This window comes from Shewanella sp. NKUCC05_KAH, from assembly GCF_019345585.1.
GTDB classification, from domain to species: Bacteria; Pseudomonadota; Gammaproteobacteria; order Enterobacterales; family Shewanellaceae; genus Shewanella; species Shewanella oncorhynchi.
This window is the reverse complement of the sequence record NZ_JAHKQZ010000017.1, coordinates 118,969-131,442: the sequence shown is the minus strand read 5'-3', so window position 1 is coordinate 131,442 and position 12,474 is coordinate 118,969. Positions and strand designations below refer to the sequence as shown.

At 47.8% G+C, this 12,474-nt stretch carries 10 protein-coding genes; 6 read left to right on the top strand and 4 right to left on the bottom strand.

Annotated elements, in window-relative coordinates:
* Positions 1-250: 250 nt before the first annotated feature.
* On the bottom strand, positions 251-1,372 hold the full coding sequence (locus tag KO533_RS15895; RefSeq protein ID WP_173242788.1) for a Fic family protein: 1,122 nt from the start codon (positions 1,370-1,372) through the stop codon (positions 251-253).
* Between the two features lie 426 nt (positions 1,373-1,798).
* Here KO533_RS15895 and KO533_RS15890 point away from each other — a divergent pair, with 426 nt between their 5' ends.
* Positions 1,799-2,632 carry a sulfotransferase gene (locus KO533_RS15890; RefSeq protein ID WP_219255075.1) on the top strand — a complete coding sequence of 278 codons (834 nt, stop codon included), beginning with the start codon at positions 1,799-1,801 and terminating at the stop codon, positions 2,630-2,632.
* Positions 2,633-2,685: 53 nt separating this feature from the next.
* On the opposite strand, the gene KO533_RS15885 is transcribed toward KO533_RS15890, so the two are convergent.
* The 3 genes from KO533_RS15885 to KO533_RS15875 all read right to left on the bottom strand — a co-directional run bounded on the left by KO533_RS15885 (position 2,686) and on the right by KO533_RS15875 (position 6,494).
* The gene (locus tag KO533_RS15885) at positions 2,686-3,750 is read right to left on the bottom strand and encodes an aminoglycoside phosphotransferase family protein (RefSeq protein WP_168826533.1); all 1,065 of its coding nucleotides are present in this window, start codon (positions 3,748-3,750) and stop codon (positions 2,686-2,688) included.
* The gene (locus KO533_RS15880; protein ID WP_219255072.1) at positions 3,743-4,615 is read right to left on the bottom strand and encodes an NTP transferase domain-containing protein; all 873 of its coding nucleotides are present in this window, start codon (positions 4,613-4,615) and stop codon (positions 3,743-3,745) included. The genes KO533_RS15885 and KO533_RS15880 overlap by 8 nt, the downstream gene beginning before the upstream one ends.
* A 166-nt stretch (positions 4,616-4,781) precedes the next feature.
* The gene (locus KO533_RS15875) at positions 4,782-6,494 is read right to left on the bottom strand and encodes a hypothetical protein (protein ID WP_219255070.1); all 1,713 of its coding nucleotides are present in this window, start codon (positions 6,492-6,494) and stop codon (positions 4,782-4,784) included.
* 252 nt (positions 6,495-6,746) lie between these two features.
* On the opposite strand from KO533_RS15875, the gene gmk reads away from it, so the two are divergent.
* The 5 genes from gmk to KO533_RS15850 all read left to right on the top strand — a co-directional run bounded on the left by gmk (position 6,747) and on the right by KO533_RS15850 (position 12,433).
* Positions 6,747-7,370, top strand: coding sequence for a guanylate kinase (gmk, locus tag KO533_RS15870; protein ID WP_105251162.1), 624 nt, complete (start codon positions 6,747-6,749; stop codon positions 7,368-7,370).
* Between the two features lie 58 nt (positions 7,371-7,428).
* A complete protein-coding gene (gene rpoZ / locus KO533_RS15865; protein WP_007651394.1) occupies positions 7,429-7,707 on the top strand; it encodes a DNA-directed RNA polymerase subunit omega in 279 nt (92 codons plus the stop codon).
* A 42-nt stretch (positions 7,708-7,749) separates the two neighbouring features.
* Positions 7,750-9,855 (top strand): bifunctional GTP diphosphokinase/guanosine-3',5'-bis pyrophosphate 3'-pyrophosphohydrolase, encoded by a 2,106-nt coding sequence (spoT, locus tag KO533_RS15860; RefSeq protein ID WP_105251161.1) that lies wholly within the window; start codon positions 7,750-7,752, stop codon positions 9,853-9,855.
* Between the two features lie 25 nt (positions 9,856-9,880).
* The gene (locus KO533_RS15855; protein WP_006079838.1) at positions 9,881-10,264 is read left to right on the top strand and encodes a RidA family protein; all 384 of its coding nucleotides are present in this window, start codon (positions 9,881-9,883) and stop codon (positions 10,262-10,264) included.
* 504 nt (positions 10,265-10,768) lie between these two features.
* A complete protein-coding gene (locus KO533_RS15850) occupies positions 10,769-12,433 on the top strand; it encodes an AMP-binding protein (protein WP_131523995.1) in 1,665 nt (554 codons plus the stop codon).
* Positions 12,434-12,474: the final 41 nt, after the last annotated feature.

The following is a 12,474-nucleotide window of genomic DNA, read 5'->3' as shown; positions in this document are numbered from 1 at the left end:
GGCATGATTACCCCATATCAGCAGATAATTTGCTTTGTGCTGCGAAGAAACTAGCTGAACTCTCATTAATTCATGGTTGTTGGGGTTATGAATTATGAGGGGATCCTACAGGGTTGAGCATCCTGGGACTTGAACATTCCCTATTTAACTGCCAGTTCGCCTTCCATGGCTCTCGTTCATAAACTTAGAAACCCTAGGTTTCTATTCACCGAGTCACTGGAATGCAAGTGCTTGATAACATGCCTAACCTTTATCGTTTCATACTGAGTGGCAATAAGTATCTGGTACTTCGGCCACCGGCGTCGGCTTTAACTAAAAAGTGCTGTTCGACCATTTGCGCAAGATGACGGGTGGCGGTGGCGCGACTCACCTTAGCGACTTTTTGATACTGGCTACTATTAATCCCTAACTCAAAATCGCCGTCTAACATGCGATTAAGTACTTTGGCTTGCTCTTGACTCAATAAAGATTGGTCGACACTTTGCCAATACTGAGTTTTCGACAGCGTTCTGCTCACATCTGCCATCGCATTGAGTAAGCAATCATTGAGGGTCTCAAAAAACCATACTAACCAAGGAGTAATATCTACATCCCCCCTTTGAGTGGACTCTAAAATGTCATAGTAAGTTTGGCGACGGGCAAGAATACTGACCGACATAGCGTAAAAACGAATCGAGCGTTTCTCCGCTTGCGCCAGAGCTAAATCAGTCAATAAGCGCGCGATGCGCCCATTACCATCATCAAGTGGATGAAGAGTAACAAACCAAAGATGTGTTATCGCCGCACGGATAAGCGGATCTAAAACCTGCGCTTGCCGTGATGCATTAAACCATTCGATAAACTGTGACAGTTCAGCATCCAAGGCTGCTCTAGAAGGTGCCTCAAAATGCACTGTTGGTTTATCAATCCGGCCAGAGACAACCTGCATAGGTGTATCGCCACGCAGCGCTCCGCCAATAACAGGGTTAAACAGCGTATAACCCTGGGGAAATAACTGTTTATGCCAACCTAATATCCGCTCAAGGGTTAACTCTGTATCTAAATTTTTTAAGGCATCGAGCATAATGTCAGCCAAACCATCGGTTTGTGCTGTTGTCGGATACGGTTTATCTTCAGTCACGCCGAGTTTTTTAGCCAAGGATGAGCGCACCGAGGCTGCATTGAGCTTTTCACCTTCGATGGCACTGGAATGGATAATGTTAGCGAGTAAGGTGTCGAGTGCAGCGTCTGAAGTTAATAAGCTATCGTCGTGACTTAGCATTTGCTTGCCAAGCAACTGGCCCTGATTGAAATAGACCTGACGCAGCAAGGCATCAATGCTGCTGGTGTTCCAATGAAACTTAGGCCAATCGGCTTGCTGCCAAATCCACATATCTACCCCATGAGTCGAATAACAAGCCTATTCTACTCACATAATGAGGCGATTAACAAATGTATTCGCCTCACTTTATGAGTCGAATAGCGCTAATAATCGCCTCATCAATACCAACATGGCTATGCAATGCAGAGAAATGAGCCTTGTTGGTAATCCGAAATCTCGTTTCTAAGCCTTGCGGTCATCCACTTGCTATTATTGTGCAGCTACAGTGCAGTTATCATACAATACGGTGCGCCTTTACTGGGTGCATTGCAGTGGTGCGTGACTTTTATGTATAGCCACCGACAAATATGTATAGTCACCGACAAAGCCTTCGCGCTGAGATATACTGCCGCCGCTGATTTGACACGCCAATGTGAAACGCCGAGGTGAAAACTTACGGCTTTACCGCACCGCTGACACACATTCTGAGCCTAACCTATGCCTGATAACGCCAACAATTCACCAACTTCTACTCACGTACAATGTACTGCTAATACACAGCGTATCGGCAATGTTCAACCTACTGGTAATTCACAGATTGCTACGCCAGATGCAATGTACCCAGTCCAGTCGAATGCGCTCAGTGACGAACAGATAAAGGTGAAAAAGCAGAAGGTCTTTATCATAGGTTTGCCACGCACGGGCACCACGAGTGTGAGTGTGGCGTTGTTGGAGCAAGGGCTAAAAGTGGCACACATGGCCTTTACTAAGCAGGCGTTTATGCTGGCCGATGCAGTGTCTGACACGCCTTGTTTCAGCGATTATCAGCAGTTGGATTTATTATTTCCCGAGGCAGTGTTTGTCTATCTCGACCGCGATATCAATACTTGGTTGCCTTCGATGCAGATGTTACTTGGTAAAATGGCGCCCCATTTGGATGAAAAAACGGGCCGCTTTCATCCAATATTAAAGCGCAGTTTTAGGCATACTTTCGCCATAGATAAAGTGGCGGAACCTGCCAGCAGTGAGCACTTAATTGCTTGTTATCAAAAGCATCAGCAAGAAGTGTTCGCTTACTTTAGTGGGCGGGAAGACTTTATTTCAATTGATGTTAGCCATGCGGGAAGCTTGAGTCAGTTACTGCAATTTTTGGGAATGGAAGCAAACGCGAAGAATAGCGATGTTACATTAGGTTTAAGCGAGCCACTGAGTTTCCCTAAACTTAACGTGGGCCGCAACGTGGCAAGTTGGGGCGAATATAAACACCCCAACAAGGTCAACACCAATAGCGCAGGCCCACAAAGCCGTAAGTTTTTCGACTACACGCTTTAACAATGCATTGGATCAGTACACAGATACCAATGTACAGATATCCAAGCGCTGAATTAGAAATTAGCTTTAAGCACAGCCTCTTGGTCGAGCAAGCTTTGGTACAAGGTAAACTGGTTGGCGGCGCGGTCTAAATTATGGCCTTCGCGGTGGATATGGAAATACACATCACCGTTAAGATAATCCGTTAAAAAACGCACACCTATCATCAAACAAATCACCCGAGCACCGAGCCACAGACTGCGCTTTTCGTCTTCCGTTAAAACGTCACCCAACTCGCTCAAGTAGCCACGGCAAATCGCGGCGAAGATGTCTTGACGCACTTGGACTTTATCCAAGGCCGTAGAGTCTTCCTCCTCTGGCGAGCAGAAAGTGCGTACCATGTCGCCGAAGTCATACATAAGATGACCTTTCATGCAGGTATCTAAATCGATAATCGCCATGCTGGACATATCACGTTTATCAAAAAGCATGTTATTGATTTTAGTGTCGTTATGACAAATTCGTAGCGGCAGCTTTGGCGATATTTCTGCAAGTTCATCCAGCAAAGCCTGCTGAGATAACGCGTAATCAACCCAATGACGGCAGAGCGCTAAGCGATGTTGACTATCGAGTTCAGCGGCCTGCTTTAGTAAGGCCATGCGTCCCGGTAGATGGTGAAATTGAGGGATCACATCTTCAAGCTCTGTCGCATCAAAATCACTCAAGGCTGAGGCAAAATGCCCAAAGGCCTTAGCCGCCATTTCCGCTTCTTGTTCCGACTTAACCACTTCAATGCTGAGACTATGAGGCAAGTAACTGATCGCACGCCAAAATCCTTGCTCGCCTAAATCGATAGCCAGCTCACCCTCTTGGGTTAAACATGGGCTAACGACTTTAAGGCCGTATTGTTGCTGTAATGACTTAGCGCATAAATGATGGCTAATTTTATCGGCATTGCAGACCAAAGCGTTGGGTGTTTTAAATACCTCAGTGTTAATTCGCTGCAATACCAATTCGCCCGCAGGCCATCGCACTAAAAGGGTGTCATTGATGTGGCCATTACCGAGGGCAGAAATTTTCGCCTCGGCAGATTCAATACCAAAATGAGGCAACACTGACTGCCTGATGAGTTTAATCACTCAATAACTCCGTTAATTTTTGTTTTACCCAGACAGTGTCCTGCGGATAAGTCACGCCAAGCCATGGCTCACAGGCAACATCGACATACACAGGCAAACCTTGCTCAATTCCCGCTTGTACTATGGCGGGTAAATAGCATTCAGACTTAGGTTGTTGACCCTGTTGCCCGATAAATTCGGTTAATTCACGTTTAATAACATCAAATATGTTTGGGGAGAAGCCCCAGCATGTCATAGAGACCAAGGACTGCGCCGGCAAATTAGCATGACCCTGCGGGCCATCACCCATTAAGTGGCCAGCTTGCTCGGCGATATTGAGCCATTCGGCGACCGATTTAAGCAGACCATTTTCAACCTGACACAGACCACGGTTAACACCACCGTGTTCCGACAACGTGAGTTCTATGGGATAGGCCACCATCATCCACTCAGTTGGCCTCATGCTTAAGCCTTTGGCTAAGGAAGCAAAAGCGCTATCACCATAAAAATCATCTGCATTGATAACGGCAATTGGCCCTTTAACAAGATGGCGCGCACTCCAGAGTGCATGGGCCGTGCCCCAAGGTTTAAGCCTGTGACTAAGATCCGCCAACTGCGCCGCGTCGGGTAAATCCGTTAAGACTTGATAGCAAAAATGATATTCAAAATCGGCTGGCAAAAATCGTGTCAGGATCTCAGTTAATTCACTTTCTAATTCTGGGCGGATCACCAGCACAGCACGCTGAAAACCACTGCGAATGGCCGACATGATTGATAGCACCAACATGGGTTCACCCGCGGGGCCGAGTGCCGCCAATTGCTTCTCGCCGCCGAAACGACTACCTAGCCCCGCAGCCATAATGACTAAGGTCAATTCTGTATTCATGCTGGATTGATATATTCAGTTCAAATTTAAAGGTGTTTCCCCAAACCGCAGCGACCTAAACAACCTAAAGTACGGTTTGAGAAAAAGAGGAGCAAAAGTGTAATCTACCCCTCTAATTGTGACTAGCATTTAAGCAGAATTTTTATCGACTTAGCTGCAGACTTTTTTAACGAGCAATATAATCGCCAAAGGTGCGATTTTGTTCCAATATCGCTTGGCTGCCCTTAAGACTGAACTTATAACCACACAGGCTAATATTACCTCGACGAGCGAGATCAATAATGATGGCCTGAGTGTCGAGTGGCGAGAATCGCGCCTCTGAAGCGGAATCCGCTTTCAGATCCACAGTCACAGGACGATAGTCAGTGCCATTGTTAAAGGATAAGACGCTGCAAGTTTTATCTCCCTTTGCCGTCGCTAAGGACCACAGGTTTTGTGCTTTACCTTTCTCACCGAGCCAACGCATGATCAAGATGTCATCCTCCAGCGCCACAGAAAAACCGTCCGGTAACGCGAGCGTCACCCGCTCACCCGCATAGGGCGCAATCGCGTTAACCGTGACAACTTCTGCACCATCACCCGTCTCTGCGTCACCATTTGGCCAAAGTCCCCACACCAAGGCAATCAAGAGCACCACGCCACAGCCAATTCCTGCTGGGCGCCAATAACGGCGTTCCACTTTCGGCAGTTTAATCTTAGGCAACACCAAGAAACGCTTTAGTGGCGCCAAAAACTCAAATAAACCGCGAAATAGCTCAGTCATCGAACCAGAATCTTTTGCTTCGGCGCGGCGCTGACGCACTTCTTCGGCATGATCTCTATCGTTAAAGCTGTCAGGCTCGTCATCTTCTTCGGCGGTAAAACGCCAACCGGGTTCAGCACTACGCTCGGCAGGATCTAATTGCGCCGCAGTAAAGTCGACATGTTTCAAATCAACATTGTCCACATCGACATCGACCAACTCAATGTGGGTCTGTTCAACGCGGCTAGTATTAGCAGGACGAAAATCCGCATGGCTGTCTGGTATCACAAAATCGGCAGGATTCTGCGTCATTCGAGTTAACGCATCAAAGCGCAGCTCATCTTGACGCAACGCCTCTCGCTCTGCCTCCGCCGCGCTAACACTCGGCTCAACCCTCGGCGATGTTAAAACAGATTCAACATGGGTCGATAAATCGACCTCTGGCTCAGACACAGTCTCAGCGCTAATGGTTTGGGCATGAAGCTGCTCAACATGCGGCTCATGCCTTTCAGCTTGAGGTTGTGCTTGAATATGAGAGGTAGATTTTGCCGATTGTCTTACGGCAACGTCTTGAGCAACAATAGGTTTAGGGTCAATGATGTTAGGATCTATGGCAGTTTTAGATGCCATGGCTTTAGGGTCTATAGTTTTAGGATCTACGATTTTAGGATCTATGGTTTTAGGTGCGATGGTTTTAGGAACGATAGTCGGTTCCACACGGCGCCTAGGCATTGCCTGTGATGTTGGTGCATCCAGCTCAGGACCGAAATAACCGTAGCGATAATCCACTATCGTTGGTGCAGGAAAGCGCCAGCCCCAAAATGTCAGTCCCGCGGCTAACACTAAACTCAATCCAATTAAGGCAATATGCACACCGGCCGCTAACAGGCCGATGAAAATTATTAACGGCAATAGAAATACGCCAATCAAGCCTTTTGACTTATCGGCATCGGCCAAACGACGCAAACTGGTGAGCCCTAATAAAGGTAGACCCAACAATGCCAGCAAATACATCAGAAAATTAGCCCCAAAAGCAGCGGCGGCAAATGCAATACAGACGTAAACGCCAACACTAATTGCGACAAAACGGGGACGAGAATCACGCCCGTGAAGGCAGAAAAGAGATTTTAACAGCACGACCCTTCCTTTATTGTTGTAAAAACGAGATACAAAAAGACACTCATTGCCTTATTCGCACGAGCGTAACCAATTTACCCGCAATTGTCAGTGCCTACGACCCAAGTCGGATAAAAATGCACATAATATCGAAGTAAATCTAAAATAGGCTTAAATTGCCAGCCAACAAGCCCTAGTATTTCTATGGTCAAAATCGGTATAATGCTCGGCTTTCTGGGCCCTTCTTGCGTTAACCCATTGGATATTTAGCTCATGACCGCACGCGGAAATTTATTTATTGTGTCGGCGCCAAGTGGCGCAGGTAAATCCTCGTTGATTTCAGCCTTGCTTAAAGACAAGCCAGCCGACATGCAGGTTTCGGTATCTCATACCACCCGCGCACCACGCCCAGGTGAAGTTGATGGTCAACACTATCACTTCGTTAATGTTGAGCAATTCAAAGCCTTAATTGCTGAAAATGCCTTTTTTGAATGGGCAGAAGTGTTCGGCAATTACTATGGTACCTCGCGCCATGTGATCGAGCATACGCTCACCCAAGGTATCGATGTTTTCCTCGATATCGACTGGCAAGGTGCCGAACAAGTTAAAGCCGTGATGCCAGAAGCCGTTGGTGTGTTTATTCTACCACCCTCTAAAGCCGAGCTAGAACGCCGCCTCACTGGTCGCGGACAAGACAGTAGCGATGTTATCGCCAGCCGTATGGCACAAGCCGTATCGGAAATGTCCCACTATAAAGAATATGATTTTATTATCGTCAACGACGATTTTGACACTGCCTTAGCCGATTTGCGTGCCATCATTCGCAGTCAGCGCTTAACAGGTGCTAGTCAGATCCACGCGCAAAATGATATGCTTCACGATCTGTTGGCAGGATAGCTGTCATAGTGTACAATTTTGCGTCATTTTTTCCCTAGATAAACTGGAGTTTCAACACATGGCTCGCGTAACTGTAGAAGACGCCGTAGAACAAATCGGCAACCGTTTTGATATGATCTTGGTTGCGGCGCGTCGTGCTCGCCAAATCGCCGTGCAGGGTAAAGACCCTATGGTTGAAGAGATGAACGACAAACCCACGGTTATCGCCCTGCGTGAAATCGAACTAGGTTTAGTTAACGCTCACACCTTAGATGCAGATGAGCGTCAAACGGTGCGTGAACGTGAAGCCGCTGAAATTGCAGCGGTTGCAGCCATTGCTGAAGGTCGTTCATTATAGTTTTTGAGTAAAAACCTATTTAGGTAAAAGGAGAGCTGCCACTTGTATCTGTTTGAAGGTCTAAAGGAGTCTGCTTCCGGTTACTTAGAACCTGAACAGGTAGAATTGCTCAAGCAGGCGTACCAGATTGCGCGCGATGCCCACGAAGGGCAAATGCGCACGAGTGGCGAACCTTATATTACTCATCCGGTTGCGGTTGCCCGCATCCTTGCTGACATGCGTCTTGATCATGAGACGCTGATGGCAGCACTGCTCCACGACACCATCGAAGATACCCATGTCACCAAAGACGATTTAGCCGAACTATTCGGTGTCGCGGTGGCCGAACTCGTCGAAGGCGTGTCAAAACTCGATAAGCTTAAATTTCGCGACAAGAAAGAAGCCCAGGCTGAAAACTTCCGTAAAATGATGATGGCGATGACGCAGGATATCCGCGTTATCCTCATCAAGCTTGCCGATAGAACCCACAACATGCGTACCTTAGGCGCACTGCGTCCCGACAAACGTCGCCGTATCGCCCGCGAAACCTTAGAAATCTACGCACCTATCGCTAACCGTCTTGGTATCCATAACATCAAGACTGAGTTAGAAGACTTAGGTTTCCAAGCTTATTATCCAATGCGATATCGGGTGCTTAAAGAAGTCGTTAAAGCCGCCCGTGGCAATCGCAAAGAATTGATCCAAGGCATTGAAGCCGCTGTGTATACGCGCTTAAACGATGCGGGTATTCCGGGAAAAGTCAAAGGTCGCGAGAAAAACCTCTACTCCATCTATAACAAGATGCAGAGTAAAGAGCTGCAATTCCAAGAAGTGATGGATATCTACGCCTTTAGGGTGATAGTCGATTCCATCGACACTTGTTATCGCGTACTCGGCGCCATGCATGGACTGTATAAACCCCGCCCCGGTCGTTTCAAAGATTATATCGCTATCCCTAAAGCCAACGGTTATCAGTCTCTCCATACCTCTTTATTTGGTCCACACGGCGTGCCCGTTGAGATCCAAATTCGTACCGAAGATATGGACCAGATGGCCGACAAAGGGGTAGCTGCACACTGGGCCTACAAAGGCGGTGCGCAAACAGGCCAAGGCACGACGACTCAAGTGCGTGCCCGTAAGTGGATGCAAAGCTTGTTGGAGTTACAACAAAGCGCTAGCACCTCATTCGAATTCGTTGAAAACGTGAAGACGGAACTCTTCCCTGAAGAGATTTATGTGTTCACCCCTGAAGGTCGCATTCTGGAATTACCCGTCAATGCCACCGCGGTAGACTTTGCCTACGAAGTGCATACGGACGTAGGTAATACTTGCGTCGGCGCCCGTGTTAACCGCCAAGCGTATCCGCTTAGCCAACCGTTAATTTCAGGTCAAACCGTTGAAATCATTACCGCTAAAGGCGCCCGTCCTAATGCCGCGTGGCTGAACTTTGTGGTAACCGGTAAAGCTCGCGCTAAAATCCGCCAAGTGCTGAAAAGCCTTAAAGGTGATGATGCGATTGCACTCGGTCGCCGCCTGCTCAACCATGCGCTAGGCAAAACCAAACTCGACAGCATTGCGCCTGAGCAGATAGAAAAAGTGATCCGCGATACTAAACATACGACGCTCGATTCACTGCTCGCCGATATCGGCCTTGGCAATGCCATGAGTATTGTTATCGCCCAGCGTTTGATTGGCGATAATCTTGAGAATCAAGAAAGTCGCGACGGCCACATGATGCCAATTCGTGGCGCCGAAGGCATGCTCGTTACCTTCGCTAACTGTTGCCGCCCCATCCCAGGTGATGCCGTGATAGCGCACGTGAGCCAAGGTAAGGGCTTAGTGGTACACATGGAGAACTGCGCCAATATTCGTGGTTATCAAGGCGAGCCAGACAAGTATATTCCCGTACAATGGGATAATGTTGAAGGCGTTGATTACCAAGCCAATCTGCGGGTCGAAATCGTTAACCACCAAGGTGCACTGGCAAAGATCACCTCGATCATTGCCGCCGAAGGTTCAAACATTCACAACCTCAGCACTGAAGAACGTGATGGTCGCGTGTATTTGATCAACCTGCGGATTTCGGTGAAAGACAGGATCCATTTAGCCAACGTGATGCGCCGAATTAGGGTACTGCCCGAAGTACTGCGCACGTCCCGTAATCGTTAATTAACTCAACACTAGAGAGAGCGTCATGGCAGAAAAAATCATCATAGCGACCGAAAACGCCCCAGCGGCCATAGGCACGTATTCACAAGCGGTTAAAGTCGGCAGCACAGTGTATTTATCTGGCCAGATACCGCTCGTGCCAAGCACAATGCAAATTGTCAGCGATGATTTTGAAGCGCAAGTCGTGCAAGTATTTGAAAACCTGACGGCGGTTTGTACTGCTGCGGGTGGTTCAATCAACGATATCGTTAAGCTCAACATCTTCCTGATTGATTTAAGCCACTTCGCTAAAGTAAATGAAATCATGAGCCGTTACTTCAGCCAGCCATACCCAGCCCGTGCTGCTATCGGCGTGAAGCAATTGCCGAAGGATTCTCAAGTTGAAATGGACGGCGTGATGGAGCTGTAAGCGCTAGCATTTCACCTTCTATAAACGAAAAGGCGCTACGGCGCTTTTTTTGTTGCCAACACAATCCCCCCGCTTGCCACTCTCTTCATCTTGCTTTCATACCAATCACATTAAATATCTAATCAGTTCAGAGCCTCACAGGCATTTCAATCCAAGGCGCATTGACGCAGAAATGGTTATTCCCTTTTAAGTCAATGCAACACCGGAATGGGATGCCTGTGTGGCTCCCGAAGGGCGGCTGATGTTCACTACATGGCAACGCGCTTTATACTGCGTTTAAGGCTTTCGACAGAGCACCACTATGCCTTCAAGCCTTCGCCTTGTCTAAAGCGCGTTGAACTCCCGCTGAATGAACAGATATTTAATACGATTGGTATAACACTCAACTTGTAGGCTTTGCGCTCCATTCTCATATTTTACAATCTTGTAAACTATTTGCGCGAGCTCACAAAACTCGCCATACTGGGTACAGCCAAAAGAACAATAAATAACAGGGAATTGCCAATGGATACAGCGATTAAGACGCCAATTGAAATGCTGGCGCACTGGGCTAATACTCAGGGGGACCAAGTCTATTTACGCCAACCGATCAAGGGTCAATTCCTTGATTTTACTTGGGCTGAAGTTCAAGAAAAAGTTCAACAACTTGCCGGAGCCTTACATCACTTAGGCTTAGAGCGTGGTGATAAAATTGCCGTTCTCTCTAAAAACTGTGCCGAATGGTTTATCACCGACCTCGCGTTGATGCACGGCGGCTATGTCAGCGTACCTATTTACCCTACCGCCAACACAGATACTATTCGCTATGTGCTGCAACACAGTGGTGCAAAAGCCATTTTTCTCGGCAAGCTTGACCATTGGGCAGACCAAGAGGCTGGTGTCGGCGGCGAGCTACTACGCCTTGCCATGCCCTATGATACGATGCCAGCCCAATATCAATGGGAACAGTTGCTTAAGCTAGGATACCCCTTAGTTAACGCCCCGCTGCCTACTCCAGACCAAGTGATGACACTCATCTATACCTCTGGCTCGACTGGCCAACCTAAAGGCGCGATTCAAACCTTCGCCAGCTATGGCTGGACTTGCCAAGCGGTAGTGCGTGACCTGCGCACCGATGGCGACGATAGACTTTTATCCTATTTACCCTTAGCCCACATCACAGAGCGCGTTGCGATTGAAGGATCATCCTTCTACTCAGGTAGTGTGGTGGCTTTCGTTGAAAGTCTCGACTCCTTCGTTGTCGATGTTCAACGGGCAAAACCAACGGTATTCTTCTCGGTACCACGGTTATGGAGCCTGTTTCAGAAAAACATTATCGACAAAATTGGGGTCAGTAAACTTAATCTATTGCTGAAAATCCCACTGCTTAGCAGCTTTGTGAAATACAAAATCCATAAGGGTTTAGGTTTGAACCATTGTCGTCTACTCGGCTCTGGCTCGGCGCCTATTCCGCCATCACTGATCCACTGGTATCACAGTATTGGTCTTAATATCTGCGAAGCTTGGGGTATGACAGAAAACTGTGCCTATTCGATCATCAACTATCCTTTTGATGCGCGTAAAATTGGTACTGTTGGCCGCCCAGTTGAGGATTGCCAGATCCGCCAAGGCGAGGATGGTGAGCTACTGCTCAAGAGTCCGGGATTAATGACAGCTTATTATCTGCAGCCTGAAGCTACTGCAGCGGCATTCGATGCTGATGGTTTCTTCCACACAGGCGATCTCTGCTCAATTGATGCCGATGGTTGTGTCACTATTACTGGCCGAGTGAAAGACAACTTTAAAACCGCCAAGGGTAAATATGTAGCGCCCGTGCCTATCGAACGTAAATTGGCGCAGGATCCCCATGTTGAACTGATCTGCGTGATTGGCTCTGGTCTGCCACATCCCGTCGCACTAGTGCAGTTATCCGAAGGGGCAAATCTACAAGCCCGCGAAGAAGTCCGCTCCTCACTCAAAGCGACACTCGATAGCGTTAATCCGCACTTAGAGTCACACGAACATGTCGATGCGATTGTCGTGGTCAGTGATCCTTGGACGATTGAAAATGATGCGCTCACACCTACCCTCAAAATCAAACGCCATGTGCTTGAAAAAGCCTTTAGCGAACGAGTTGACGGCATTCGTGGCGCCCAAGTCCGCTGGGAAGATGAATTAACTCAAAAATAACTAGGCCAAACAATCAGTTGGCGAGTATGGTCATCAGCTAA